Consider the following 26,177-nt stretch of genomic DNA (forward strand, 5'->3'; position numbering starts at 1 on the left):
ACATCAACCGTGGTACCCACGTGCGGAATCGGCAGGTCACTCGAATGACACGCCGACCCAGAACTAGATCAATGAGTAGTCACTGTACGGACACCGACAGCGTCGACTCCGCGCCAGCAACTGAGCAGTGGGCCAATATCTCGAGACACGTCTTTAACAGCTACGTCGAGGCCAACAACGCCTTCCTCGCCGCGATGGGGTTGACACGTCCGAGCGAGGCATCCGCCACCCAGCCGGACGTGGACACGACGACATCGACGCCGGCCGTCGAGGTCGCGTTCGGCGACGAGAACTGGGTCATGGAACGGTCGACCGACGACTTCGATACCCTCGGCGTCGGCGACTACGTCCGCTTTCGCAAGCCGATCGCGGACGTGGACGTCACCGCGTTCGCACAGGTTTCCGGCGATACGAACCGGCTTCACCTCGAGCCCGAGTTCGCCGAAGCCACCCAGTTCGGTGGCCGGATCGCCCACGGGACGCTCGTGGCCGGTACCATCAGCGCCGCACTGGCCCGCCTGCCCGGGGTGACCGTCTACCTCTCGCAGGACCTCGAGTTCGTGGGGCCGGTCCGAATCGGCGAGACGGTCACCGCCGAGTGTGAGATCGTCGAGGATCTCGGCAGCGATCGCTACCGGCTGCACACCGCGGTCGTCAACGAGGACGACGAGACGGTTATCGACGGCGAAGCCGTCGTCATCATCAACGAACTGCCCACCAAGTGACGCGTCGCTCGAGGCGAGCAGACGAGTAGCGTCGACGCCGGTCGCCCGTTTCGCAATCGAAACTCCGGGCGCCGAGCGATATGAGCGACCGAGCGTTGGGACGACAGGATGGATAGCGGTCGCTCTCCGTTCGGATACAACCAGTGCGACGGACTCGGTTGCTTTGGCGTCGAATGGGATATCCGGTTCCAGTCGACGGCATATCGGCACGGAGACTCGTCGCGAAGAACGCAAAGCTGGTACCCTTCGAGTGAGACCGTCGTGACGATGACAGACGATTCACGTGCCGTCGACGGGCGATTCGAGACGGCACACAGTCGGCGCCGAATACTCCAGGCCGTCGGCACTGCAACGGTTGCGACCGCCGGGATCGCGGGCTGTCTCGGGCAACGCGGTACGGACGAAATTCCACTGGTGAACACTGGCCTCGAGCAGACCGTTCCCGACGGTGTTGCCCAGTTCAGACACTCGCTCGAGCGGTGGGGATACTATCCTGACGCCACGGTTCCCGGCGAGGTCGAACGGGAGTGGCGGCTCGACCGACTCAATACGGGCTCTCACGGCGCCGCGAAGGCCAGCGCCGTCCCCTTGCCGGACGGTGGTCTCGTCTTCCCCGGCGACACGGGATATCTCGTGGCGCTCGACGCCGACGGCACCGAGCGCTGGCGCACCGGGACGGACACCGACAGCCGCGGCATCCACGGAACCCCAGCGATCGCCGATGGCCGCGCGTACGTCGGTGCGTACGACGGCGTGCTCTACGCCATCGACCTCGAGACCGGCGACATCGAGTGGCGAAACGACCTCGGCGACGCCATCGGTTCGAGCCCGCTCTATCACGACGGCACCATCGTCATCGCCGTCGAATACTACGATCCCGAGGGAAGCACGTTCGCGGTCGACGCGGCGGACGGATCGATCGTCTGGGAGGACCCCGAGGGACGGCCGACGGATCACCCGCACTCGACGCCAGCGATCGATCCCGACTCTGGCCATCTGGTCTGTGGATCGAACGACGGCAATCTGTACGGATGGCGTTACTCCGACCTCCCCGACCTCGAGTTCGCCTGGTCGTTCGAGACCGACGACCGAGACGACAACAACAGCGAGATCAAGGGGCCGATCGCGACCTACGACGGTGGGGCCTACTTCGGCTCGTGGGATCACAACGTCTACCGGGTGAACCTCGAGGACGGCACCGAAGACTGGTCGTTCCAGACGGGGAACCTGGTGATGTCGGGGCCGGCGCTCGATCCCGAACTGGACACGGTCTTCATCGGGAGCCACGACGGCAACCTGTACGCGCTCGACGCGCAATCGGGCGAGCGACACTGGTCGTTCGAAACCGACCTCGCGATCACGGGCTGTCCGACCGTCTGCGACCAGCGGGTGCTCGTCGGCTCGAAGGACACGACGCTCTACGCGCTCGAGAAACGCACCGGTGAGCTGATCTGGGAGGTCGACAACGACGGCGTCGTCACGAGCACGCCGCGCGTGATCGACGGCGCAATCTACTACGCCGAACGCGCGCCGAACCCGCCGGAAGACGACGAAGACTCGTCCGACGAGGATATCGATACCGACGGTGGCGGCTACAAGCTCGTCGACGCCGAGTGAGCGATCAACTGGCGGCTACAGTCAGTGATCGGCTGGCGGCGATAGTCTGCGATCGACCGATTCGACGACTCCGTTTCGACCCGACGTCAGCCACGCGCGACTACCACCGGCATTAATACTACCACCACCACAATCAGTGGCCGAGAATGACCGATCGGCCGCCATCCCCATCGACACCGACTGCCGCGCCTGCGATCGCGAATACCGGACCCGAGGATCGCGTTCTCGCGACGACGACCCAGTTGACCGACTCGATCGAGACCGCGCTCGGCTGCCGGCTCGACGAAACGGTTCTCAAGGACCTCCTGCTCGAGTTGGACCGTCACGACTACGTCGACTGGGTGACGGTGTCTCGCGGTGGCGACCACGTGTGGGACCTCTCGGAGTCGGCTGATCGCATCGGTGACGCCATCGCCGCTGCTATCACCGAACAGATCCGGTCGTGGCTCGACGTCGACGAGTAACTCGCGGCAGTTGGAGGGCCATTTTTCGGCAAGCCACAGTTATGCTGTGTTCGAAAGGTGTGTAGAAATCGTGGCCAAGACGAGACGGTTCTCTCCAATGTTCTCTTGGGGTCGTGTTGTAGCATGAAGTTGGATTCCAACTACCCACAAAACGAAGGGGCCTGCAGGCTCCGGATCGAGTGTCGAACGAATCGTCCTTTCAGGCGTGAGGCGGCCGAATACGATCGTCTCAAAACCGCCGTTTCTAATACCTATTCGAGAAGTCAGCACTTCCCGTGCAAGAATATAGGGCGCGTATTCAGAGCGGAGAATCAGTACCTCACAAAGCCGGTTAGTTAGACCTATGTGTCTACTCTCGGTCTGTGGATCTCGTTACTCTCGAATTTTCGCGTCTAAACACGGCCCACAGCGCGTATTCAGCAGACACAAACGTTCGATCAAAGCGGTTGAGGACTCGATCAGTAGGGACACATCCGTGGCAACGCTGCACGTAGTCACGTAGGCCCAGTTCGCCCAGAACTACCAGAGAGCGGGTGGTATCTGAGATCGTCTCTGGATTGGCTGAGATCGACGTGTTCAATGTTCGTCGGGATGCTCTAGTGCTGCCCTGGTTCGTTTGTTGAACCCCTCAAGTTCACGTTTTGCGGCGTCAGGGAGTCCATCTGCGGGTGACTGGAGTGCAGGCTGAGCGTCAGAATCGAGTTCTGGCTTGCCGACAATCACGCGTCCGACCATGCCCGTCGCTTCGTGTGTTTGATGATGGCCATAGGGACCTTGTCCACGGTCGGGTCCATGGCCATGTTCGACGACGGTACAGGTGTAGTCATAAATCCCCGCCTCTTCGAACGTTCGCTCAAACGTCTCTCCCCTGGTCCGATACAACTCACTCCGCCACGGGCGGGCTTCTTCCGGCATCCGCCGCTCGGTCGCTGATGGGAGCAAGTCAGCATTGTTCGGATGGTAGCTAACCGTATCGTGAGCGCCACTCTCCAGAACCCACCTGACCGTTCCTCCCTCCTCAATGTGGACAACGTGTGGGACGAAGTGGTTACAGTCGCCATCCGATTCCATCCGTACGTCTATCTGCGTCTCTGGATGGCCGAGCTCGTGACCGCTCTCGTGATCGTGCTCATCGCTACCGCTGGTAGCTCCTTCGCCATTGCCGTCGTCAGTAGAGTCGCCGCTATTGCCGTCGTCGGTGCAACTAGCGGGTGAATTACTGTTGGTTACACACCCTGCCAGACTGGTCGAAATTGCTCCGCTCGTGAATGCGATCAAGCGTCGTCGCGTGGGCATAGTATTCACGGGAGGAGTGCCCCGAGTTCAATCTCTTCAGTCAATGACTTCATCGAAATCACCCGACACCGAGTTTTGTATGGTATACTCCATCATGACCATTACTCCTGGACAGGGTTAACGGTGCGGGTCCGATGGGACAATCTGCTTTCCCGTCATCAATTGGAAAATGAACTGTTTACTCGGACCAGTTGTGCTCTCAGGCCACTAAGTGCCGCGCTCAGACTCTCTAGTCAGCACCGCGTTAGAATCCTGCCGCCGGAATTATGTGAATGCCCAGGAACTGACGTCGACTATCGTCGACTATAGTTCGCCATATGAGTTGAATCGGTCGCTGGTTCGTTATCCGCGCACGACATCGACGAGGCGCTGGGCGAATCCAGATGACTGCTGGGTCGCGCTCTCGATAGCCGACTCCAGGTCGTTCCGGTCGATAATGCCGATGAATTCAGCGGTCTGTTCACCGTTCGCGTAGATGAGTGTCGTCGGCGTCTTCCGGACGCCGTACTCCTCGGCTGTTTCCAGATCTTTCTGGATGTCGACCTCTCGAAACTCGACGTCGGGGTATTCGTCCTCGAGGCCGTCGTTTTTCTCCCGCTGTGTTGCGCTCGTGGTATCATCAGGCACCGTGAGCCTGTTCGCAGCTCCATCGCTCCCTACCGACCTCGTCACGCACTGGAACGCAGCGGGAGAACCGGACACCACCATGTCGAAGCAACTCGCACTCTGGCTATTTCCTGCTCTGACGGCGGGACTGTTCGTTGTGTTCGCCACGATTCCTCGGATCGGTCCACTCCGTGAGAACATCGCGGAGTTCCGGGCCTACTACGACTGGTTCGTCGTCATCTTCACCGGATATCTGTTCCTCGCCCACGCTGGGATCGTCGCATTCAACCTCGGCTACGAGTTCGACTTCACGACCCTAATCTTGGTCGGCGCGGCTGGTCTGTTCTATTACGTCGGTATCTTCCTCCCGCACGCCGAGCCGAACTGGTTCGCCGGTATCCGGACACCGTGGACGCTCAGCAGCGACGAGGTCTGGGATCGGATCCATGCCCTCGGCAGTTGGCTGTTCAAACTCACCGCCGTCCTCACACTGGTCGGGCTCTTCTTCGGCGACCTATAGTAGCCACTGAAAGTCATTGCACACCTGATCGAACGACAGCTATACGCTCAGTGTGTGAATCGTTTCAGTGGCTACTATAGCAATTTATTTCCTTCTCGTCCCGCTGCTCCTGACGGCCGGAGTTACTGCCGTATACTCGTACTACCTGTACGAGCAAATCGAACGGGAACCGGATTCGACCACGGGGTCGGATCTGTAAGCCGCTGGCGCGAAATTCCAGTCACGTCTCCCGGCTGCGGTTTTTGACCTCGTCCAACGAAATAAGTAGATACAGCACGCCGAACCCGCGGATTACTGGAACGAGTCCGTCCTTCCATTCGACTGTCTCTGGGTTTTCGTACGAGATGTTCATACTGAACTGGAGTGCCCGCTTCGGAACGAAGAGTGCAATAGCACCGGCCAGTCCAAGGACGTACATCGACACACGATACGCCGTTCCTCCCAGTACACTCACGACCACGAAAATCACGCCTTCCGCTCTAATCGCTGGCGTAAACGAGGGCCTGGGGCTCACCTTATCAGAATTTTTGAGGGCGAGCTGCTCGAACGCTTCCCGAACTCGTGCTGGAACCAGGGCCATGATGAGCCCCACGAGAACGAAACCAACTCTGGTCATAAGCCGATAGTAGGTTGGGGGAGAGAATAACGATATCTCTCCGTTGAGTCCACTTTCTTCGTCCCGTGATTGGCCGCAGTTCCAGCCCCGTAGTCAGATCACAACCGTCTCGTGACGGTTCCGTCTATGTACGTCGAATGTAACCTCCGATACAACAAAATGGAGTGCATACAAAGGAGGGAGTTATGGGAGTAATCGAGCTTGACGGGTTGACGAAGGATTATGGAGACGTTCTCGCTAACGACGACGTCTCGTTCACCGTCGAAACTGGCGAAATCTTCGGATACCTCGGGCCAAATGGTGCAGGGAAGACGACAACGATTCGAACACTGCTGGGATTACTCGAACCGACATCTGGAACAGCGACTGTTCTCGGTGCAGATGTTCACGATGAGGGCGCGCTTATCGACGCCAAGCAGCGAATCGGGTATTTACCGGCGCATCTCGGATTCAACGAGGAAGTGACGGGTGCAGAAGTCCTAGACTATCATGCGTCCGTCAAGGGTGGTGACCGGCGAGACGAACTCCTCGATATATTCACGCCCCCGGTGGAGCGTCCGATCCGGGAGTATTCATCCGGGAATAAACGCATGCTCGGCATCATCCAGGCCTTCATGCACGATCCCGAACTCGTGATTATGGACGAACCGACATCCGGCCTCGATCCGCTTAAGCAAGAGGAGTTTAACGAGTTCGCCAGGAACGAATGCGAGCGAGGAAAGACGCTATTCTTCTCATCTCACGTGCTGAGCGAAGTCCGCCGCATCTGTGATCGGGTTGGGATACTCCGCGACGGAAAACTCGTCGGATTAGAGGATGTCGAGACGTTGATGGAACAAGGGGGAAAGCGTGTCCGGCTCCGAACGACTGACGAGGCCAGAACTGAACTCACAGCACTCGATGGGGTCAGTGATGTGCAGACGTTCGCTGACGGAATCCAATTCATTTACACTGGCGAGTACAACACGCTCCTCCGCGAACTTGCGACACATGACGTGCGTGAAATCGACATCAGTGAACCACCGCTCGAAGACGTCTTCATGCACTACTACGGGGCAGACAGAGCAGGAGAATCCAACCAGGAGGTGCAATCGGATGCTTGAAACCACGCGATATGAGACGAGCCGCCGTCTTCGAGGAACTGTGATCCTGACGATTGGTGTGAGCCTCTACGTAGCCTTTATCGTCTGGTATTTCTCTCTCGTTGACGCATCCGCCTACGCGCAGATCGCGGACTCAGTGCCGCCTGCGATGAGGGAAGCGTTCGGCATTCAAACGATTGGAACGATTGAAGGATGGCTTGGGGGGCAGATTTACACATTCGTCTGGTTGGTGGGGCTCGGGATCTACTTTGCATACTCAGCGGCGGGGAAGATCGCAAGTGACATCGAGAATGATCGAATGGATCTATTGCTCTCATTCCCGGTTTCTCGGAGCCAGTTACTTCTCGAAAAATTCGCATCGATGGTGCTTCCACTTATCCTGCTGAACGTAGTTGTGGGTGGCGTCACGTACGGTCTTGTGGTGGCGATCGGCGAAACGATTGATCCGATGCATCTCGTGTTGGCGCATCTCCTCTCGATTCCGTATCTCCTTGTCTGCGCTGCGATTGGAACAGTTCTCTCGGTACTCGTGAACCGGGCGGCGGTTGCAGAGCGGGCTGCTATCGGGCTGATGTTCGCTCTTTGGCTCGTTGAGTCCGCAGTTGGCGCGGCGGAGGAATTCTCGTGGATTCAATACATTAGCCCAACCCATTACTACTCCCCAACACCGGTTCTCATTGACGGCACGTACGAAGTAATGGACGCTGGAATTCTCCTTGCTGGATTTTTGGGATTGCTCATCGTAAGCCAAGTACTGTTCCAGCGGCGAGACATATAGGGGAACTCAGTTCAGGTGTAATCGTAGTAGTTCGACACTATCTGTAGTGTATCCGGGCGCACAGTAGGGTTGCTTGGTCATCCCAATCTCTATCTCATTTCATTGTGATATTTCGTCATGACGCTCGTAGACTCCGGCACTGGTGGCATCACTGAATTATTGATAACTCTTGTCGCAGTCGCTCTTGCTCTTCTCATGACATTATACATCTACCGAGACGCGGACAGCCGTGGAAGTTCTCACGAACTCGCATGGGGCCTCGGCGCATTTTCCGGTGGTCCGGTCGTTTGGATTCTCTACTACGTTGTACGTGATGAGGTCGGCCGGAGCGGGTCAATGTAGCGGTCGCTACATCGTACCCTTCGGGTTATCGGACTTCTCACTCGTGTAGTTCACGCTCTGGACTTACCTGGGCACACTGGGTCTGTAGCCGGGGTTTCAACAGAGTCAGAAACGCACGACTCGGAAAGGGAATCCCGTCAATCGGCGATTGATTTTCTGAAACGCCACCAGTTTGGCTGTACGCGAATCCCGGTGACAGCCACTCGCCCATTCGACCATCGAACGAAAGCAAATCTGTGCCCATTCGATCGATAACCTCTACGCTGTCAGGGGATTATATCTCGTCAAATGTATGGGCGCTGTAGGCTTGCTTTCGATCGACGAAAGCATCGCCCTCTCACGGTTTCCACCGTTTGAGGCACAATCTATAAAAGATTCTTGATAGGTTCTGGATCGCCACCACGAACCATGAGTCTGGAACCAATCGAACCCGACACCGCGTTGGAACTCTACCTCGCGGACAAGGGCAACGAACTTGCCGAAGCTTCGCTCGAAGCTCACGAGTACCGTCTCGGTCACTTCGTCCGCTGGTGCGACCAGCAGGACATCGAGAACCCCAACAACCTCAGCGGGCGGCAGCTCCAGCGCTATCGCGTCTGGCGGCGAGACGAGGGGGACCTCTCGCCAGTCTCGGAGAAAACTCAGATGGACACCCTCCGTGTGTTCATTCGCTGGCTCGAGACCGTTGATGGCGTCGAACAGGACCTCAGCGAGAAGGTTCTCTCGCCGGACATCACGCCCGAGCAAAACGCCCGCGACGTAATGCTGGACAGTGACCGCGCTACCAGCGTGCTCGCTGAACTCGAGAAGTACCACTACGCGTCGATCGAACACGTCACGATCGCGCTTATGTGGCACACAATGATGCGCGTCGGGTCGGTTCACGCTCTCGACCTTGAGGACTACTACCCGGACGAACAGTACCTGAAAGTCAGGCATCGACCTGAGACAGCAACGCCCATCGAGAACCAGCAGGACGGCGAACGACTCGTTGCACTCTCGGTCGACCTTTGTGAACTCCTCGACGACTGGATCGAGAGCCAGCGCCGCGACGTCACGGATGAATGCGGTCGGGAGCCTCTCTTAACGACTGCACAGGGTCGTCCCTGCAAGTCGACGCTCAGAGTGTACGTCTACAGGTGGACACAGCCCTGTCGCTATGACGGAGAGTGCCCGCACGATCGAGACCCCGACGAGTGCGAAGCGACCGAGCGCGACCACCTCTCGAAGTGTCCGTCGTCGGTCAGCCCCCACGCGATTCGTTGGGGGAGTATCACGCACAGTCTGAACAACGACATGCCCGACAAAGTCGTCAGTGATCGGGCCAACGTCAGCCAAGAAGTGATCGATATGCACTACGACCGTCGAACAGAGCGCGAACGGATGGAACAGCGGAGGGACTACCTCGATAACCTATAACGCGACGAGTCAAGCAATTTCCTCAATCAACTCGAACCCATTTTTGAACTGAACGCGCTCGTCAAACCCGTTTCGTGAGAGCGCCGAAACGATACCTTCGCCGGCGTCAATGTCGGTCGTCACGATGCACGCGAACTCGACGTCACTGCCCGTAAGCCGTTCTGCCGCAACGGCCGCGAGTGCGGTATCTGCTTTCTCGATCTGATCTTCCCGCCGGTTTGACGATTGGGCGATATACGTTCGTACGTCATCCATCACCTGCGACACGATGCTGTTCGCATAGTCTGGCTCCCCGGCCACCGTTACCCAACCTGCATTAATCGCGCTGTCGATCGGGGTTTGACCAGGTGTACTTCGATTTGGCGCCCCACCGAGTTCATCGTACACACGTTGCGGAATCACGAACGAAAGGCCATTCCGGTGGGCAAACGTTTCAAGTGCGGTGTACTTGTTGTTTTGTTGACGTCCACAAGCCACGAACAGCCCCGTATCTGCGACCCAGACGACACCCTCTTCCAACGAGTCGAAAGACCTGCTCATCTCTGCAACCCGCTAGCCCTCCGTCTCAGAAGGTTGATCGCGGGCACTTCGAATGTCGTCGAAGTACGGATCGACCGTCTGCATGTCGAGTACAACTTCTCGAAGAGCTTGCAAGACGGCGATGGCAAAGGCGTGCTGGAAATCTAGTTCCCGGGCAGCAACTCGCTCCGACATCTTGCCTTCGGCGTATGGAATCGCGTACGTGAGTGCGGCCGCGAGTTTTCCCAAGCCGTGCTTTTCGATCAAGAGATCGAGATCCTGATCGTGCGGCGAGCGACCGAAAGCCTCGATGAGGGTCGGGGTGACCGTGTATTCGTCCCCGTCAAGGTTAGCGGTAAGGGTGATCGGCACCGCCGAATACGTGTGTGTCTTCTGTTCTTCATCGCGCGTCAACACCCCAAGATCGACGAGCGTTCCAGTATCTGAATACGCGGTCGTCCGTGGCATTTCTAGTGCATCGGTGATGTCGTCGATGGTGAGTTCGCCCTCGCGAAGGATGAACGTATAGAGCCGAGCCAGTCGCGGCTCTTCCAAGAGCTGGGCGACCGACAGGAGGCCGTTGACGGCTCGCTCGGGGTCCCCGGCGGCTTTCGACATACAATTCATAATTCGTGTATTGAGTAATAACGTTTGGGGACGGTGGGTAGTAGAAATTGGAGAATGATCGTGGAGAGGGGACGCAAGTCCTCAATAACCGTGAAGCCGCTCATGATCAACTAAAAGACTCTGTTGAACCCCTCTAAATTTCTGGTCTTTCACATCTGGTGCTATAGACAGGTAGAGAACATAGCGAGTGTATCTCTCGGGTGTTCTGGCGGTTCGTCACTCCCCGCCGTCCCGGATGACCATCACCTTGACCCGGTTTACACCGTCAAAGTCGCGGAGTCGGTAGGTGAGGGTACGTACCTGCTCGGCTGGCCCTCGACAAAATAGCGATTCGAGGCACCATTCCCCTTGGTGCGTATGACTCGTGTTGAGGATCACATCTTGATATTCGTGCTGGACTGCGTGGAGTTCCTGTATCACCTCGTGGTGGCGATAATCGAACGCGACGAGCGCGACGACTTGCCCGCTTGTCTCTTCGAGGCGGGAGTGCGACTCGATGTACTCCAGCATCGCTTCTCGGACCGCTCGCGATCTGTTTTCGAGATCCTGCTCTTGCCAGACTCGGTCGAACTCTTCGACGACTTCGTCTGGAATATTGAAACTCGTTCGCATAGGTACTGGCTCGTCGGGGTTCTACAAGAGAGTCTCGTATGACGATTCCCCCATTTCGGTAGTAACAACCGTTATTCACGTCGGTAGCAGATTCTCGAGCAGGATGTTACACGGTGAAGCACTCGGCCTTTTCGTCGGTGCGATCGCGCTCGGTGCCGTTCACGGCATCGAACCGGGTCACGGGTGGCCCGTTGCCGCCTCGTACGCGCTCGACCAGACGAACAAGTGGGCGTACGGGTTCGCGGCGAGTCTCATCATCGGCACCGGTCACCTTATCAGCAGTATCGCGATGGTGGGGGTGTTCTTCTACGCGAAGAACTACTTCAACCTCACGCAGGTCAACGAGCCGATGACGATACTTGATGGTATCCAAATCGGTGGACCGGTCAGTCTGGTGGCCGGTGTCCTCCTCATCGTGCTTGGGATTCGTGAATACTCCTACGGGCATTCTCATGACAATCACGATGATGACGGCCACTCCGATCATCACAGCCACGACCACCACCACGATTTGGACGAGCATTCAAGCCATTCTCATGAGCAGGGCCATTCGCACGAGCACAACGATGGATTGATCCCTCGCTTGAAGGGTCTCGTTCCCTTTGTCAGTGAGCACACGCACTCACACGATGACCCCGAAGCGACCGCTGACCGTGGCCTCCTCGGGATCGCGTGGTTCGCGTTCGTACTCGGGTTCGCCCACGAAGAGGAGTTCGAAATTATTGCGCTCTGCGCCGGGTCAACCCACTGCCTCGAACTGATGAGTGCGTACGCCCTCACCGTCATCGCGGGGATCGTCGGACTGACGATGCTGTTGATTGCAGGCTACCAGCACTCAGAGGAGAAGGTCGAGCAGTACACGCCATATCTTCCAGCGTTCTCCGCGGCGGTCCTCATCATCATGGGAGTTGGTTTCATCACCGGAGTCTTCTAACTCGCCTGTTCAATTCACAGTCACAGCATCGCAGCTTATTCAATCAGTTCCCACTGCGATTGTTGTCTCTAGATCGTCCCATACAGAGACGAAAACGACCTCACGGCAGGCGAGGCGTGTATGTGGAATCCCGACGAAGGAAGCTATTGCTAATCTAATGAATAGTTAGATTCGCAAATTCCCGTGTCTGTGTATCCGGTATTATTGGCGCTCTGCAATCACATTAGGATCAAAACGGGAACCTGTCCCTGACCGACTGGAACGCGAGGCGGCCAAGCAACTGGGCGGGACCGCGCTTCGGCAGGTCGCGGGCGACATCCATAGCGCCTGGTGGCTCGCTCACCCCAATGCCGAATTTCCAGTCCGTCTCTGACTCGAAGCGGTCTACCGCGGTCTCGACGCGGTCGCGCACCGCTTCGGCATCCATCGTCTTCACTTCGTCATCTTGCATCAGCACGTTGCCGTCCACAATGACCGTTTCTACGTCTGCGGGCGCCGCGTTGTTGGCGACCTGCGCCGGGATGTTAGTCAGCGGCATGAACTTTGGCTGCTCGACATCAAGCAGGATGACGTCGGCCCGCTTGCCGGGTTCGAGGCTGCCGATCTCGTCACCGACGTCGAGTGCCTCTGCTCCCTCGATGGTGAGCATCCGCACCAGTTCCATCGAATCGTACTGACCGGCCGACCGCTTGAGATTCGCAGCGAGCCGAGCCTGCCGAGCCTCACCGAACATACTGTACGAGTCGTGCCAGTAGTGGTCGTCGATGCCGAGGCCGACGTCGACGCCCGCTGCACGGAGTTCTGGCACCGGCGTCCACTGCACGTCACCGTTCGTGTTCCAGTATGCGAAAATCGACGGACAGTGCGCGATCGATGCGTTCGCGTCGGCAGTCCGCCGGATGTCCTCGTTGTCGGCAAGCCGGAAGTGGGCGGCCACTAGTCGGTCGTCAAGGAGTCCGACATCGGCAAGGAGGGAAAGCGAGTCCTCAGCACCGTTCGCCCGTGCCATCGTATTGCTCTCCTTGAGTTCAAGTAGGTGAGTGTGAACGAGCAGGTCGGGGTACTCGGCGGCGAGATCAGCGGTGCGCTCCCACAGATTGCGGGTACACGACCAGTCGTCGTGGGGGTTGATCGTCGCTCGAATCCGTCCGTCGTAGGTGTCGTGGTACTCGTCGATGAACCTGCGGGCACGGGCGAACTGCTCGTCGACGGGAACGTCCCAGAAGAGGTCGGAGAATGCCATCCCGAAGAACCCGCGGAGGCCCGCCTCGCCGAACGTCTCGGCGCCCGCGCTCGGACGGACGTCCATCGAGTTGACGGTGGTGACGCCGCCGGCGAGGAAGTTGAGCGCGGCGAGTTCGTACCCCGCCTCGGTGAGGTAGTCGTACTCGCCCTCGGCGATGTGGCCGAAGATGGCGGTCATCCCGCTCATCATCTCCATCAGGTCAAGGTCGCTGAACGCGCCGATCAGCGGCGTCAGCTCGAGGTGAGTGTGGGCGTTGACCAGCCCCGGCATCACGAGTGTGCCCTCGCCGTCGATGACACGGGCGGCCGCGATGTCCGCATCGTCGTTCCGGGAGGATCGCACATCGGTGATGCGACCATCCTCGATGAGTACCGTACCCCGTTCGTAGAGCCGATTTCGGTCATCGACCGTGAGAACGTATGCGTCGTGAATCGCGATGTCAGCCGTCATTTGCGCCCACTATTCAGATAGTTATCTAGTTGCTATTATTGGTACCCGTTTTCACCCCGTTGAGAGCCCATGTACGGTTCGAGAGTCGGAAAAACCGCATCTCGTCTGGAGTGACCGGCTAGACCGGGGGAGATCACGCGCCATTGGTGGAAGTTCAGGTGACTGTTTGCGTCGTTCGTCGGTACCCCTCGTACACAGCTGGCAGTCCGAGGGGAAGTGCGAGGAGCCCAAACCCGAGAAGGACGTACCCGGCCCCCTTTCGTCGTCGTACTGCAAAGATCGTCGCGACGATACCGAACAGTGCAATCACGTAGGCGGTATTACTCCAGATCACGTCGTACGAGGTGCAGTACAGCCAGCAGACGAACGTATAGGAGGGGGCATTCCACGTCGGCGGATGGAGTTTCGGCCAGAAGAACCGACAGTATGTCGTCCAGCCAACCATCGCCAACGTGGGGAGACTAGCGAGCCACAGCGTCGATCCGAATGGCGTCTGCGTTCCGAATCGTCTGTACCCAGCGAGGAACAACGACGGAAACCCGATAATCCACAGCCAGATTCCGATGGTATAGCTTACTGGCCAGTGCTCAATCCGAGGCTGCTCGAACGGCAGTCGAAGTGACTCCGACAGCGTCGCCCACGGGAACGAGGGGTCTGGCACCGGATTCGTGATGAATGCGACCAAGCAGAGTCCCGTTCCAATGAGTAGTCCGTAGAGGCCCAGCGTCGTGTATCGGTCGAGCCAAGCTGGGAGCGAGGGTTGGCCAGTCATGTAACGGCGGTCAGGTGTCAGCGTCATCCTTCAGGTCAATCCTGACGTGATTCCGTGTCGCGTTGGAGAGTCTCTCCGTCGCTGTTCGTACTCCTCGTCGGTCAGCTCGCCGCGAGCGTATGCGAGCCGAAGTTCTTCGAGCGCCTGGTCTGAGCCACTCTCACTGCCCGTTACAACCCTGTAGATGAGATAGCCACCGCCGACGAGGGCAGCGAGGAACAGGAGTTGCATCAGGATTCCAACGATGAACATCCAGCCCGGTATCGTCCCGTCGCTCCACATTCCACCGCCCCACATACCGCCCATCATCGGCCCGAATCCCATGAAGAACATCGGGAAGATGACGAACGCACCGATGATAATGAGGAGAATCGTGACCAAGCGTGTGTCCTCCGTATTTTCAGGCATATATGTCCCTCCGTGAGTCAGCCTCTAGTGTCCAGTACGTGGTCACGGTTCAATGCGATTACGCCTTCGAACCCTCTGCAATCCAACCGTACAACTTTTGAATCCATAGTCGAGGGGGCTCTGAAGAGAGGGATATTAACGGGAACTGCAATAGATGATGCTTACGTCGATACAACCATGCAGGCGACGATGATTGAGGGAGTCTTCGAATCCCTCCGCATCGGTGTTGGATTTCTCTGGACGGCGGCGTGGGCGATCATCATGGGGCTCACGATCACGAGTCTCGTCCAAGTCTACGTCTCCAAGGAGCGAATGGCCCAGGTCCTGGGTGATGGTGACCTGAGCGGCCTCACGAAGGCGACCGCCTTCGGAGCGGCGAGCAGTGGGTGCAGTTTCGGGGCCGTCGCCATCGGGAAGGGGTTGTTCAAGAAGGGTGCCCACGTGGTGAACTTCCTGGCGTTCATGTTCGCGTCGACGAACCTCATCATTGAGCTCGGGCTGATGATTCTGATTCTGCTGGGCTGGGAGTTCCTCGTCGCGGAACTGCTTGGCGGTCTCATCCTCATCGCCGTGATGGCGGTCATCGTCCATCTCACGCTTCCTGAGAACCTCTTCGACGAAGTCCGGGAGACGCTCAACGAACGCGACCGCAAATCGGGCGTCACGGAAGATCCGACCTGTGGGATGGAAGGCAAAGACGAGTATTCCCTCACCACTGACGGCGGTGAGACGCTAAAATTCTGCTCGGAGGGCTGTATGGAGACGTATCTCCAAGAGACATCGAGCGGTGGTGGGTGGCGCGAGGAGTTGCTGTCGTGGGGTGGTTGGTACAAGGTCGGGAACCAGTACCGCAAGGAGTGGTCGATGATCTGGAAGGACGTCATCGCCGGCTTCCTCATCTCCGGGTTCGTTATCGTCTTCGTCCCGCAGTGGGTCTGGAATACGCTGTTCATCCAGGGTGATGGCCTCCTCGTGACCGCCGAGAACGCGATTATGGGTGTCGCAATTGCCGTCCTCAGCTTCGTCGGCAGTATGGGCAACGTTCCCTTCGCCGTTGCACTCTGGGGCGGCGGCATCAGCTTTGCCGGCGTCATCGCGTTCGTCTACGCTGACCTCATCACGATTCCCGTGTTGAACGTTTACCGGAAATACTACGGCTGGAAGGTGATGCTGTACATCCTCGGCGTCTTCTTCGTCACGATGGCGTTCACCGGCTTCCTCATGGAGCTACTGTTCGACGCCCTGAACATTGTCCCGGATTTGGCCGGTGGTGAGACAGCGACCGAACAGACGTACTTCGAACTCAACTACACGTTCTACCTTAACCTCGTCGCGTTCGCCCTCTCGGGAGTCCTCCTCTACGTCTATCGCCGAGGACTGGGTGCACCTGGCCAGTATCGTGACCCGGTCTGTGGGATGCGGATCGACGATAGCGGGCCGAGCAGCACCCACGACGGCGAGACGTACTACTTCTGCTCGAAGACCTGCAAGCGATCGTTCGAGAAGCACCCCTCCGAGTTTGCCCATCAACATCCACAGGTTTCAGGGATAGGAGCCTCTCAGAGTCATGAACATCACTGACTGCTGTGTCTCGAGACCAAGCGGCTTCGAGTTTTGTGTCGGCCAATCACAACTGGTACGGCGCTGTCTCGCAAACTATCACGCATGAACAGAGATCACGACAAATCGAGGTGGGATGGATGAATCGACATCGATCAGACACGCTGGTCGGTCTCCTCGTCGCTGCCATCTTCATCGTCGGTGGTGCGCTCAGCTGGCAAGCGTACCAGCAACAGCAAGCCATCGAACAAATGGGCTCGATGATGGGCACGTCGATGGGGGCGGTTCACGGAACGAATCCGCTCTGGTACGTCTTTTGGACCTTTCTTGCCGCGGCTGTCATCGGTGGGGGGTATCTCGCAGTCCGCGACGACTTCACCAGCACAGACGCAAACGCCCGCTCACAGAAGGAGATGTCGGAACCAGCCGACCCTGAGAGCACAGCACCGGCGGCTGACACCCAGCCAGATGAGGCCATCAATCCAGAGTCTCAGCCACAGGCTCGCGTGTTGGACCTCTTGCCGGACGACGAACGTCGGATTCTCGAACCGATCGTCTCCTCGCCCGGCATCACGCAGATCGAATTACGGGATCGCTCGAACTTCTCGAAGAGCAAGGTCAGTCAGACGGTCAGTGCTCTCGAGAGGCGGGGTCTGTTGTATCGCGAACGTCAAGGGCGGACGTACCGTATCTATCCGAGCGACGATCTGCGACAGAATCAGGAGCACTAGCCACAGGGGCAGCAGTTCAGGCCCAGTGGAACTATCGGCCGACAGTGAGGTATCCGATGCAGTATCGGGCACCGTGTTAATCGGCGGCCTGTGCCTGTCCCGTGCTCTGGCTCTGCCCCCATCTCGGCAGGGTTCTTCATGCCCTCCTTGACGCCGAAGTAGACGAGCGTGGCGTTGATCGGGTCCGCAAAGACGAATCCAACGGACAGTGAGAACGCCAGCGGTCCCCAGAACAGGAGATCAGAGATGTGGGCTTGACTGGCGATCAGCAGGTCCGTTCCGATGGCAGCGATCTCCATGATAGTGATGCTCGGTGTCTCACTATAGAGGGCGGTGAGCATCGCTTCACCGAACTCGACGCCCTCCTGCATAAGTGGGCCGACGGTGAGCGCGTAGCCGAATAGGTACGCGAGTGCGAACGTGCCTGCGGCGACGAGAAGCGTACTCTGGAGTGCGAGCAGGCCCGCCAGCAGCGCGAATCCGAGGACTTCTCCCGCGCCACACCCTAAATAACAGTGGGCCGTCGAGCGAAATCCACGTCGCCACAGCGAGTCGTTGCTGATTTGCGTTCGACCGGAATACCAGTAGACCGCGAGGCCGAACGGGCCAGAGTAGAGAACGTCAACTTCCAGACGCCTTTCATCAACGACCGGAGCGCCTGATTGCGGTTACGGATGTCCCACCAGAGGGTGCCGACGGACACGACGACCGGTAGCGCCCAGAAACCCATTATGAGTGGGTCGGACAGAATCGGTTTCATAACGTGTCGAACTGGTGCGAGTGCGTGTTCGATCTGTGCGAGGTATTCTTGGAGTGCCATGGTAGCGTTGTGGGGGAAGTCTCCAACTGTCTCGTTACAGCTTGCAGTCGCGGAGTGTATCGTTCCTATGGGACATAATTGGGGCTGGCGACTTTATGGAATTGTGGCTAACGCTCCAAACTGTAACTCGGACTACCGGTTTCCTCGGTAGTCTTTCCAAAGCAGCAAGGACGTGAGCTCGGAGCCCGCCGAATTCGACGTGGATGAACGATCTCATTCCTCAAAAACGATTAAAACGTCCTATACACGTTCTCGAACGATCTCCTGTGTGGATTTACACCCATCGTGATATCCCCCAAGCGGTTCTACGAGTAACCGAGGAGAACGACAATGACCAACTTCACACTCGGCGGCTGGCTGCTCGTGGCGCTCGCAATCGTCGGACTCGCGTTTGCCCCGCCTGTGGTCAGCGCACACGGCACCGACACGACCGCTGACGACGCGCCACCGTACGACGGAAATGCGACCGTGGACGACTGGGCGGCCTGGATGGAAGGCCACATGACTGACCACATGGGCCCTGGTAGCGTCGAGTGGATGGAGTCCCACATGGGTGTGACCGTCGACGAGATGGCCCAGGACATGGCTGACGACGACTACAACGACGGAATGTACGGGCAGGGCCACTGCTGACAACCCTGACCGTTTCGATCGCTTCGACCCAACACCACGACTCACAAACCCAAGATAATGACGCAATTCACCACTCACATCGGACGCACTGCTCGTCGACTCACGATACTCGCCGTCCCGCTGCTGGTCGCGGCGACTGGAACGGCTGTTGCCCACGGTGGCGGGAGCTACGGCGGCGGCATGATGGGCGGCGGCGGGGGGCTCTTCGGCGGAGCGATGGGACTCTGGGGGCTCCTCTGGATGGGGCTCCTCATCGCCGTCCCGCTCTACCTCGCCCATGCGATGCTCAACCGAGGATCCGGCGGGAACGATGAGCAGTCGCTGTCGGTTCTCCGCGAGCGCTACGCCCGCGGTGAGCTCTCGGATGACGAATTCGATCGACGGCGAAAACAGCTCGAACGTACCGGATGACCGGAACAGCTGCTGTTCCAACCGGTTCACCACACTCCCAACACCCGCCGTTGCGGCACCCAATCATTACCCCCGTAAACGGGGTATAATATTCCATGGAATACACAATACAGACTTCAGTTGCCGGTGAATTCGACCAAGTGGTCGAGACGGCCAAAGAGGCACTCAAAGACGAAGGCTTCGGCGTCCTCTGTGACATCGACGTCCAGGCGACACTCAAAGAGAAGCTCGGCGAAGAATTCCGACAGTACCGCATCCTCGGAGCGTGCAACCCGGGACTAGCACACGAGGGCCTGAACGAGGAAATCGAGCTCGGCGCGCTCCTCCCGTGTAACATCATCGTCTACGAAACCGACGACGGTGAGGTCATGGTGAGCGCAGTTGACCCACAACAGCTCGTCGGTATCGCTGACAACGAGGCGCTCGACTCGATTGCGACCGAGGTTCACGACCGGTTCGAACGCGTCCTCTCGAGCGTTGGCACCGAACTCGAATCCACCTCGGAGGCCTAATACCCGATGGCGTCATCGAACCAACTCGACACCACGACTCTCATCCTCCTCATCCTGGGGGCGATCATCGTCCTCCCCATGCTCATGATGGGGATGGGATTCGGCGGGATGATGGGATACGGTGGAATGATGGGTGGCTACGGAACGACCAGCGGGTGGTGGCCACTCGTCGGGATGCTCGTCCAGCTAGTCTTCCTCCTCGTCCTACTCGGTGGGGGATACCTCGTCTTCCGCCGGGTGACGGACTCGCGGTCGTCGCGGAATCCCGCGATGGAGGAGCTTCGCACTGCGTACGCCCGTGGCGAACTCACCGACGAAGAGTTCGAAACCCGTCGGGACAAACTCGAACAGTCAAAGTGACAATCTTCTAAACTATATTGGAGATGTATTTCTAATTCAAAGCCTGGGCGTCTCCATAGCAGCATAATTGAAATGAAAATCCGCTAAAGAGAGGGGGACGTACGTACTCTTGTATGACGACAATCATCACCGTAGAGGGAATGACGTGCGGCCACTGTGAACAGACGGTCGAAGAGGCGCTTCAGGGAGTCTCCGGCGTGACCGACGTGACTGTCGACCGGGAGAACGAGCAGGCGAGTGTCGATGATGACGCAGATGCCACGGCCCTCGTGGAGGCCATCGAAGACGCCGGATACACCGCTCACGCCTGAGGATCGCCCCCAATCTGAGGACAGCACAGAACGCTCCTCGGTGAACGGCCCACTGTTCTCCTCGGCGTTTGTTCACGTAGACCTTGCTGCACGATTTCAGGGGCCGAACATTCAGGAAGCCAGCGAATCCATCTCAAGAGAGAGAGCATGACCTATGGACGACCACAACGATACACGTGAGAACCCCACGGGAGGGGAAAACCAGCAGGACAACGACAGTCACCACCAGCACGGATCTGGCGACCACGATGAAGCGGTCAACGAGTCTGACGAGCAACGGGGAGAACAGGGGCTACTAGCGGAAGAGACTCACCCAGCCGCAGAGGGTGAAGCGACTCACCAAGAGCACCATACGCACGCCGAACACGACGGCGAGGGCCACGACTCCGGTTCCCACGAGGGGCACGGTGAGGGCCATGGCGGGATGCACGCGGGCCACGAGCAGATGTTCCGCCGGCGCTTTTTTGTCTCTACGCTGCTCTCGATCCCGGTATCCTGTACAGCGAGACGCTCCAGGAGTGGCTTAGCTTCTCTGTCCCCGCGTCACCGGCAGCGAGTGGATCACTCTAGTGTTCGCAATCGTAGGCTCCATGGTAGCCTCCCTCATCGGCGCCCTTCGGCCTCGTCATCGATTATCGACTGTTGGCGCACCACCTCGTCGGACGCCGTGTCGTGGTCATGTCCGTACTCATGGACGCGACAATGGTCGTGGTCGCCCATAGTTCCTCTTGATCGCACTTACGCGCTCGACTGTGATGGAGATAGAGTCCCCTATGGCCTACTGCGCCGCCCAGACGCACTGGTCGGCTCAGTCGCTCGGAACGGGGCGCCGCTGCGGGCGGTGTCGCTGCTCGCCCCTTAGATACGCCGAGAGCGTTGTCAGGTTCGACTCGTCGTACCCGAACGCGTCGACGTCGTTGTGGTCGGCGACGTTCGTCATCTTCAGGGCGCGCGCCTGATCGACGCCGAGGGGAATCGAGGAAATCGGATCGACTGCGTGCAGCGCGACCGTCGCCAGTCGCATCGGCACCGGAAGGATCTCGATCGATTTCCCGTCGGCCTCGTAGAGCATACGGGTAACGTCACCGAACGAGAGTACCTCCGGTCCGCCGAGTTCGTAGACCTCACCGTCGTACGCGTCGTCCTCGATGCCGTCCGCGAAAATGTCGACGCAGTCGCCGATCCAGATCGGCTGGAACCGCGGCCGGTCTCCGCCGTCCGGGAGCACCGTCAGGTACGGCGTGGTGTGGCGCCTGACGAAGGTGAACGTCTCGCTGCCCTCGCCGAAGATGAACGACGGCCGGAAGACGATCCAGTCGAGCTCCGAGTAGCGGACGACTTTCTCCCCGAGCCCCTGAGTCCGCCAGTAGGCGGTGTCGCCGTTCGGATTCGCCCCCAGAGAGCTCATCTCGACGAACTTCGAAACGCCGTGTTGTTCGGCGGCCTCAACGGCGTTGATCGACCCGCCGATGCAGACGCTGTCGTGGCTGGTCTCCTTCGGCGGCTGGTGCAGCGGCGGCAGCGCCGCGAGGTTGACGGCGACGTCTTTCCCTTCGAACGCGCCCTCGATGGAGTCGTAGTCGGTTACGTCACCCTGCTGCAGGTCCACTTCGCTCGGCAGGACCGACGGGTCGGGCGTTCGCGAGAGCGAGGTGACGTCATGGCCGCGGTCGAGGAGTTCGGAACAGAGGTGCCGGCCGACGAAGCCATCGCCGCCCGTTACGAGTACATCCATGTGTAACAGCTACACCGACCACGGGCGTAAAACGCCGGTACGCCAATCGATCAGTTGCCTGGGCCGCACAGTGTATATTGCACGAAACTCACAAGTACACATAGTCTATCGACGCCTGCGGCGACGCAGTGATAGAAATATGAACTCCGACCTTCAGGCCATCTCGTCGCTGGAGGGCGTCGACGGTCAGCCGGATCGCCAGTTCGACCTGACGCTGTCGCGCGCCCGCGGGTCCGTCGAGTGGCTGATCGACGGGCAGGCCTACCCCGACGCCGACCCGCTGCGCGTTCGCGAGGGCGAGCACGTCCGGATTCGGATGGTGAACCGCAGCCCGGTACCCCACCCGATGCATCTCCACGGGCACTTCTTCCGGGTCGGTGACGTGGTCAAGGACACCGTGATTGTCCCGCCCCACATGGGCGAAGTGACGATCGACTTCGTTGCGGACAACCCCGGCGACTGGCTGTTCCACTGCCACAACCTCTATCACCTTGAATCCGGGATGGCGCGGGTCCTCCAGTACGTCCAGTGATCCCCGCGTCCGGTGATCTTTGCCATTCGGCAACCGCCCGACGCACAATCATCTCGCCGCGGTTGCCCGAGCGCGTCAGACACAGTCAGTACACGTAGCTCCAGAAGAACGGGTAGCCTCTGGCGGCGATGGCTCGTAGAATCGCCGGCCCCGCCCCGCAATGGACGATCACGTCCGCCGCGAACAGGGCGGTGGTCCGACCGAGGTAGACGATGCTCGGATGCCACCGCTCGTCGTACTCTTTCGGTCGCCGTCCTCGGAGCTCTCGGAGCGCGTTCTTCGCAGCTCGTCTGGCTTCCAGCCCCGCCGAGTACCCGTCTTTGACTTTGTCGGGATAGTCGACCACGTCTCCGACAGCGTATACGTCGTCGGCGCCCCGACAGCGCAACGACGCGTCGACGAGCAAGCCCCGCTTGGTCCGCGGAAGGTCGAAGCGCTCGATCACCGGGTTCGGTTTGACTCCGCCCGCCCAGATCGTCAGGTCGCTGTGCTCGACGCGCTCCCCGTCCAGGACGACGCCGTTCTCCGTCGCTTTGGTCGCGCGCGTCTCCGTCCGGACGTCGACGTCTCGTCGCCCCAACTCTCGCTCGGCGATGCGTCCCGCACGCTCCGGAAAGTCAGCGAGCAGGTGGTCGCCCGACGTGAGCAGCGAGACGTCGAGGAACCCGAGCGTCGCCGCCGTCTCGACGCCGACCGGGCCCCCACCGACGATAACGACATCGCGAACACTCCCGGAGTGTACTGCACGCTGAATTTCCCTGGCGTCTGTCCGAACGTCCGACACGCGACTGCGGTCGACGGCGTCGAGTCTGGTCACACCGCCGAGCGCGATCAGGAGGGTGTCGTACTCTATCGACCCGCTCCGCAAGTCGACTCGCTTCTCAGTTGTGTCCAGTCCCTGAACGTGATCCCGGACGACGGTGACGTCCCTGTCTGAGAACGCGTCCCATAGGTCGAGTGTCGCCTCGTCGAACGGCATTCCCTTCATCACCCGATAGAGCAGGAATGAAAACACGTGGCGCTCTCGCTCGGAAACCACGACAGTGTCCGTCTCGCTCATACGCTCGAGGTACGCCGCGGCGATTAGACCTGCCTCTCCACCGCCGAGGACGACCGTCCGTTTCATGGGTAGTCGGCCAGTCGCGCCGGAATGTTCGAGGTTCGACGCATCGGTCTCTGAGTAATAGCTACGTCAGGGCCTGTAAGAGTTGGACAGACCGGTCGCCATTACGGAACTTAGAGGTAAGTTTGCAAGGGGGTTTACTTGACCTAGCTGTCCTCGTTTCTCTTGTAGCCACATCACCAGATAGTGACCCGCGACGGCGTGAGTGGTCCGCATGGGTGTTGAATGTGCGCCTGAACTCACTTGCTCGAGATCCATTCATAGGCAGAGCACGCGAGAGAGGGTCGTCGAGTCGGCCGTTGTCGTTTCCTGAAGTTCGCTGAATCGTTGTTCTCCGTACAGGTGAAGGCTCCTGAGGATGGTAAGTCGCCACTTTGACCCGACGATCTCGAATGCCCGGGCAACGGGACATACCTCGAACACATCGTCATCGGGGTCTGGTTTTGGGGGGTAAGTCTTCGCACGCCATAATGTTACAAGTTAGCACACCACCCGGCAAAAAGGTATCGCGTGCCTCCACTGGAGACCAGTTTGGTGGCCGTCCGTCAATTGGCGATTGATTTTCTGGACTGCCACCTGTTTGGTTGTACGCGAATCCCGGTGGAAATCACCAGTCGTTTGACCATCGAACGAAAGCAATAGCGCTGCATTCGATTCAGCAACCGTCCCGCCGCTGTCAGGCGATTACCTCCTTCGAAAATATGGGCGCTGCAGGATTTGAACCCGCGACAGCTTGGTCCGAAGCCAAGAACTCTGTCCAGACTGAGCTAAGCGCCCGCATCGCTTCGTTCCCGATGTATCCGTATAAGTCACTCGATTTTCACCGCTTTCGACAGTGATAGACACGCTCACGCCTCGAGAGTTTTCACCCACTGACAATCGCCGTCAGGGGTCTTTGTTATGTAGCCTCAATGTCTACACGTACTATGACGAAATCCGAGGCCCCCGTCCCCGGCGAGGTGCAGTCCGGTGCGCCCCCGCTCGAGTTACTCTCCGACGACGAGTACGTCTGGACCGCCGTCCCCGCGGACGCAAGCGGCGACGAGCGGGTGAGCAAGTGGCTCGAGGTCGAGGACGAGGTGCTCTGCGACCTCGAGAAGTGGCGCTGAAACGGCGACTGAGACGAAACGAAAGCCAGTTTTGCTCTCGTTCGACTCCCGTCTCGTTCTGATTGCGAGGGAATCCAGTCGGTGTCGCCTCCGCCTTCTCCAGTGATCGACTCGAGTTCCCACCGAAATGACACAGCACGCGCCGATCGCGCTGACCGACGGCGAAGCTGCCAGCGGCCAAGCCGACCCCGAAGCAACCGACCCGAGAGCGCACACGGCCTCCCGACGGCGGACCGCACCGTTTAACCGGACCGCATGACCACTCCAGCGTATGACAGGCGGGGAGACTGGTCGCGGGTTGCTCGAGTTGACGCGGCCGGTGAACGTGATCGCGGCGGGCGTGTTGACGTTCATCGGCTCGTTCGTCGCCGGCGGCGTGACTGAGGAGCCGATCGCGGTCGCCGCAGCAGTGGGTGCCACTGCGTTGGCAGTCGGTGCGGGGAACGCGATCAACGACTACTTCGATCGGGAGATCGACCGGATCAACCAACCCGAGCGGGCGATCCCCCGCGGTGCGGTGAGTCCGCGCGGCGCGCTGGCGTTCAGCGTTGTCCTCTTCGCCGGCGCGGTCGTCCTCGCGCTGGCACTGCCCCGGCTGGCGATCGGTATCGCGGTCGTCAATCTCCTGGCATTGATCGCGTACACCGAGTTCTTCAAGGGCCTTCCGGGACTGGGCAACGCGCTCGTCGCCTACCTCGTCGGCAGCACGTTCCTCTTCGGCGCGGCAGCGATCGAGGGGGGCGAGATCGGTCCAGCGGTCGTGCTCTTCGTGCTCGCGGCGATCGCAACGCTGACCCGGGAGATCATCAAGGATGTCGAAGACCTCGAGGGCGATCGCGAGGAGGGACTCCGCACGCTCCCGATCGCGATCGGGGAACGCAGGGCGCTCGCCATCGCGGCCCTCTTGCTCGTAGCGGCAGTCGTCGCCAGTCCGATGCCGTACCTTCGCGAGGAGTTCGGGGTCGCGTATTTACTCGTTGTCGTCCCCGCAGACGCAATCATGCTCGTCGCTGCCTACGAGAGTTTCGAAGACCCGACCGCCGGCCAATCACATCTCAAGTACGGGATGTTTCTCGCCGCAGTGGCGTTTATCGTCGGTCGTGCTGCCCTCTCGATGTCACTGTCGCTATAGTGGCGATTGCACCGGTATAGCGCGATCGGAAGTGGACGATAGCCCGGACATGTGGGACGATTGAACGAATGAGCCGTGTATTTTAATCAAAAGTACTATAAGCGGCTTCGCGTATTCTCATACAACACGCCGGCTATCGGAGTGAGCTGTGGTA

At 59.2% G+C, this 26,177-nt stretch carries 29 protein-coding genes, 1 tRNA gene and 4 pseudogenes; 21 read left to right on the forward strand and 13 right to left on the reverse strand.

Translation table 11 applies throughout. From position 1 onward, the window contains the following. Positions 1-71: 71 nt before the first annotated feature. The 3 genes from ACEWFR_RS03925 to ACEWFR_RS03935 all read left to right on the forward strand — a co-directional run bounded on the left by ACEWFR_RS03925 (position 72) and on the right by ACEWFR_RS03935 (position 2,806). A complete protein-coding gene (locus ACEWFR_RS03925; RefSeq protein ID WP_374059804.1) occupies positions 72-725 on the forward strand; it encodes a MaoC family dehydratase in 654 nt (217 codons plus the stop codon). A gap of 267 nt (positions 726-992) precedes the next feature. Further along, the gene (locus ACEWFR_RS03930; RefSeq protein ID WP_374059805.1) at positions 993-2,342 is read left to right on the forward strand and encodes a PQQ-binding-like beta-propeller repeat protein; all 1,350 of its coding nucleotides are present in this window, start codon (positions 993-995) and stop codon (positions 2,340-2,342) included. Positions 2,343-2,488: 146 nt separating this feature from the next. Further along, complete coding sequence (locus ACEWFR_RS03935) at positions 2,489-2,806, forward strand: hypothetical protein (RefSeq protein ID WP_374059806.1); 318 nt, start codon at positions 2,489-2,491, stop codon at positions 2,804-2,806. A gap of 576 nt (positions 2,807-3,382) precedes the next feature. Here the strand turns inward: ACEWFR_RS03935 and ACEWFR_RS03940 are convergent. Together ACEWFR_RS03940 and ACEWFR_RS03945 are read right to left on the reverse strand one after the other, a co-directional pair. Then, positions 3,383-4,102 (reverse strand): plastocyanin/azurin family copper-binding protein, encoded by a 720-nt coding sequence (locus tag ACEWFR_RS03940; protein WP_374059807.1) that lies wholly within the window; start codon positions 4,100-4,102, stop codon positions 3,383-3,385. Positions 4,103-4,444: 342 nt separating this feature from the next. Beyond that, positions 4,445-4,729, reverse strand: a complete 285-nt coding sequence (locus ACEWFR_RS03945) for a thioredoxin family protein (protein ID WP_374059808.1) — start codon at positions 4,727-4,729, stop codon at positions 4,445-4,447. Between ACEWFR_RS03945 and ACEWFR_RS03950 the strand changes: the two are divergent. Further along, a pseudogene (locus tag ACEWFR_RS03950) lies at positions 4,638-5,427 on the forward strand (SdpI family protein). The gene ACEWFR_RS03945 and the pseudogene ACEWFR_RS03950 sit on opposite strands and share 92 nt — an antisense overlap. A 21-nt stretch (positions 5,428-5,448) precedes the next feature. Here the strand turns inward: ACEWFR_RS03950 and ACEWFR_RS03955 are convergent. Continuing rightward, positions 5,449-5,844, reverse strand: coding sequence for a hypothetical protein (locus ACEWFR_RS03955; RefSeq protein WP_374059809.1), 396 nt, complete (start codon positions 5,842-5,844; stop codon positions 5,449-5,451). Positions 5,845-6,029: 185 nt separating this feature from the next. Here ACEWFR_RS03955 and ACEWFR_RS03960 point away from each other — a divergent pair, with 185 nt between their 5' ends. From ACEWFR_RS03960 to ACEWFR_RS03975, 4 genes are all read left to right on the forward strand, one after another. After that, positions 6,030-6,947 (forward strand): ATP-binding cassette domain-containing protein, encoded by a 918-nt coding sequence (locus ACEWFR_RS03960; protein ID WP_374059810.1) that lies wholly within the window; start codon positions 6,030-6,032, stop codon positions 6,945-6,947. Beyond that, positions 6,940-7,725 (forward strand): ABC transporter permease subunit, encoded by a 786-nt coding sequence (locus ACEWFR_RS03965; RefSeq protein ID WP_374059811.1) that lies wholly within the window; start codon positions 6,940-6,942, stop codon positions 7,723-7,725. The genes ACEWFR_RS03960 and ACEWFR_RS03965 overlap by 8 nt, the downstream gene beginning before the upstream one ends. A 117-nt stretch (positions 7,726-7,842) precedes the next feature. Beyond that, on the forward strand, positions 7,843-8,067 hold the full coding sequence (locus tag ACEWFR_RS03970) for a hypothetical protein (protein ID WP_374059812.1): 225 nt from the start codon (positions 7,843-7,845) through the stop codon (positions 8,065-8,067). 408 nt (positions 8,068-8,475) lie between these two features. Further along, positions 8,476-9,486: a tyrosine-type recombinase/integrase gene (locus tag ACEWFR_RS03975; RefSeq protein WP_374059813.1), complete on the forward strand. Its 1,011-nt coding sequence runs from the start codon at positions 8,476-8,478 to the stop codon at positions 9,484-9,486. Between the two features lie 9 nt (positions 9,487-9,495). On the opposite strand, the gene ACEWFR_RS03980 is transcribed toward ACEWFR_RS03975, so the two are convergent. From ACEWFR_RS03980 to ACEWFR_RS03990, 3 genes are all read right to left on the reverse strand, one after another. Continuing rightward, the gene (locus ACEWFR_RS03980; RefSeq protein ID WP_374059814.1) at positions 9,496-10,026 is read right to left on the reverse strand and encodes a hypothetical protein; all 531 of its coding nucleotides are present in this window, start codon (positions 10,024-10,026) and stop codon (positions 9,496-9,498) included. A 12-nt stretch (positions 10,027-10,038) separates the two neighbouring features. Then, positions 10,039-10,623: a helix-turn-helix domain-containing protein gene (locus ACEWFR_RS03985; RefSeq protein WP_374059815.1), complete on the reverse strand. Its 585-nt coding sequence runs from the start codon at positions 10,621-10,623 to the stop codon at positions 10,039-10,041. 225 nt (positions 10,624-10,848) lie between these two features. Then, positions 10,849-11,244 carry a CopG family ribbon-helix-helix protein gene (locus ACEWFR_RS03990; protein WP_374059816.1) on the reverse strand — a complete coding sequence of 132 codons (396 nt, stop codon included), beginning with the start codon at positions 11,242-11,244 and terminating at the stop codon, positions 10,849-10,851. A gap of 103 nt (positions 11,245-11,347) precedes the next feature. On the opposite strand from ACEWFR_RS03990, the gene ACEWFR_RS03995 reads away from it, so the two are divergent. After that, positions 11,348-12,178 (forward strand): hypothetical protein, encoded by an 831-nt coding sequence (locus ACEWFR_RS03995; RefSeq protein ID WP_374060055.1) that lies wholly within the window; start codon positions 11,348-11,350, stop codon positions 12,176-12,178. 229 nt (positions 12,179-12,407) lie between these two features. Here ACEWFR_RS03995 and ACEWFR_RS04000 read toward each other — a convergent pair whose 3' ends face one another. The 3 genes from ACEWFR_RS04000 to ACEWFR_RS04010 form a co-directional block, all read right to left on the reverse strand. After that, complete coding sequence (locus ACEWFR_RS04000; RefSeq protein ID WP_374059817.1) at positions 12,408-13,874, reverse strand: amidohydrolase family protein; 1,467 nt, start codon at positions 13,872-13,874, stop codon at positions 12,408-12,410. Between the two features lie 154 nt (positions 13,875-14,028). Further along, positions 14,029-14,319 (reverse strand): hypothetical protein, encoded by a 291-nt coding sequence (locus ACEWFR_RS04005; RefSeq protein ID WP_374059818.1) that lies wholly within the window; start codon positions 14,317-14,319, stop codon positions 14,029-14,031. A 357-nt stretch (positions 14,320-14,676) separates the two neighbouring features. Then, complete coding sequence (locus ACEWFR_RS04010) at positions 14,677-15,054, reverse strand: SHOCT domain-containing protein (RefSeq protein WP_374059819.1); 378 nt, start codon at positions 15,052-15,054, stop codon at positions 14,677-14,679. 177 nt (positions 15,055-15,231) lie between these two features. Between ACEWFR_RS04010 and ACEWFR_RS04015 the strand changes: the two genes are divergently transcribed. Continuing rightward, positions 15,232-16,635 carry a permease gene (locus ACEWFR_RS04015; RefSeq protein ID WP_374059820.1) on the forward strand — a complete coding sequence of 468 codons (1,404 nt, stop codon included), beginning with the start codon at positions 15,232-15,234 and terminating at the stop codon, positions 16,633-16,635. Positions 16,636-16,754: 119 nt separating this feature from the next. Next, positions 16,755-17,345 (forward strand): MarR family transcriptional regulator, encoded by a 591-nt coding sequence (locus ACEWFR_RS04020; protein ID WP_374059821.1) that lies wholly within the window; start codon positions 16,755-16,757, stop codon positions 17,343-17,345. Positions 17,346-17,446: 101 nt separating this feature from the next. On the opposite strand, the pseudogene ACEWFR_RS04025 reads toward ACEWFR_RS04020, so the two are convergent. Next, positions 17,447-18,165 (reverse strand): annotated as a pseudogene (locus ACEWFR_RS04025) (DUF4396 domain-containing protein); the annotation flags it as partial. A 330-nt stretch (positions 18,166-18,495) separates the two neighbouring features. Between ACEWFR_RS04025 and ACEWFR_RS04030 the strand changes: the two are divergent. From ACEWFR_RS04030 to ACEWFR_RS04055, 6 genes and pseudogenes are all read left to right on the forward strand, one after another. Next, the gene (locus ACEWFR_RS04030) at positions 18,496-18,798 is read left to right on the forward strand and encodes a hypothetical protein (protein ID WP_374059822.1); all 303 of its coding nucleotides are present in this window, start codon (positions 18,496-18,498) and stop codon (positions 18,796-18,798) included. Between the two features lie 57 nt (positions 18,799-18,855). After that, positions 18,856-19,209, forward strand: a complete 354-nt coding sequence (locus ACEWFR_RS04035; RefSeq protein ID WP_374059823.1) for an SHOCT domain-containing protein — start codon at positions 18,856-18,858, stop codon at positions 19,207-19,209. Positions 19,210-19,304: 95 nt separating this feature from the next. Continuing rightward, positions 19,305-19,721: a DUF302 domain-containing protein gene (locus ACEWFR_RS04040; RefSeq protein WP_374059824.1), complete on the forward strand. Its 417-nt coding sequence runs from the start codon at positions 19,305-19,307 to the stop codon at positions 19,719-19,721. A gap of 6 nt (positions 19,722-19,727) precedes the next feature. Further along, positions 19,728-20,081, forward strand: a complete 354-nt coding sequence (locus ACEWFR_RS04045) for an SHOCT domain-containing protein (RefSeq protein ID WP_374059825.1) — start codon at positions 19,728-19,730, stop codon at positions 20,079-20,081. 113 nt (positions 20,082-20,194) lie between these two features. Beyond that, on the forward strand, positions 20,195-20,392 hold the full coding sequence (locus ACEWFR_RS04050) for a heavy-metal-associated domain-containing protein (protein WP_374059826.1): 198 nt from the start codon (positions 20,195-20,197) through the stop codon (positions 20,390-20,392). Positions 20,393-20,546: 154 nt separating this feature from the next. Continuing rightward, positions 20,547-20,976: pseudogene (locus tag ACEWFR_RS04055) on the forward strand (heavy metal translocating P-type ATPase); the annotation flags it as partial. Positions 20,977-21,200: 224 nt separating this feature from the next. Here the strand turns inward: ACEWFR_RS04055 and ACEWFR_RS04060 are convergent. Next, the gene (locus tag ACEWFR_RS04060) at positions 21,201-22,127 is read right to left on the reverse strand and encodes a complex I NDUFA9 subunit family protein (protein ID WP_374059827.1); all 927 of its coding nucleotides are present in this window, start codon (positions 22,125-22,127) and stop codon (positions 21,201-21,203) included. 148 nt (positions 22,128-22,275) lie between these two features. On the opposite strand from ACEWFR_RS04060, the pseudogene ACEWFR_RS04065 reads away from it, so the two are divergent. After that, positions 22,276-22,659: pseudogene (locus ACEWFR_RS04065) on the forward strand (multicopper oxidase domain-containing protein); the annotation flags it as partial. A gap of 85 nt (positions 22,660-22,744) precedes the next feature. Here the strand turns inward: ACEWFR_RS04065 and ACEWFR_RS04070 are convergent. Further along, positions 22,745-23,785 carry an NAD(P)/FAD-dependent oxidoreductase gene (locus ACEWFR_RS04070; RefSeq protein WP_374059828.1) on the reverse strand — a complete coding sequence of 347 codons (1,041 nt, stop codon included), beginning with the start codon at positions 23,783-23,785 and terminating at the stop codon, positions 22,745-22,747. Between the two features lie 699 nt (positions 23,786-24,484). Next, positions 24,485-24,559: transfer RNA gene (locus tag ACEWFR_RS04075), tRNA-Arg, on the reverse strand. 149 nt (positions 24,560-24,708) lie between these two features. Between ACEWFR_RS04075 and ACEWFR_RS04080 the strand changes: the two genes are divergently transcribed. From ACEWFR_RS04080 to ACEWFR_RS04090, 3 genes are all read left to right on the forward strand, one after another. Further along, complete coding sequence (locus ACEWFR_RS04080) at positions 24,709-24,891, forward strand: hypothetical protein (RefSeq protein ID WP_374059829.1); 183 nt, start codon at positions 24,709-24,711, stop codon at positions 24,889-24,891. Between the two features lie 127 nt (positions 24,892-25,018). Beyond that, positions 25,019-25,150 (forward strand): hypothetical protein, encoded by a 132-nt coding sequence (locus tag ACEWFR_RS04085; protein ID WP_374059830.1) that lies wholly within the window; start codon positions 25,019-25,021, stop codon positions 25,148-25,150. A 12-nt stretch (positions 25,151-25,162) separates the two neighbouring features. Next, on the forward strand, positions 25,163-26,023 hold the full coding sequence (locus tag ACEWFR_RS04090; protein ID WP_374059831.1) for a geranylgeranylglycerol-phosphate geranylgeranyltransferase: 861 nt from the start codon (positions 25,163-25,165) through the stop codon (positions 26,021-26,023). Positions 26,024-26,177 lie beyond the last annotated feature (154 nt).

Source organism: Natrinema sp. H-ect4, assembly GCF_041894845.1.
Lineage (GTDB): Archaea > Halobacteriota > Halobacteria > Halobacteriales > Natrialbaceae > Natrinema.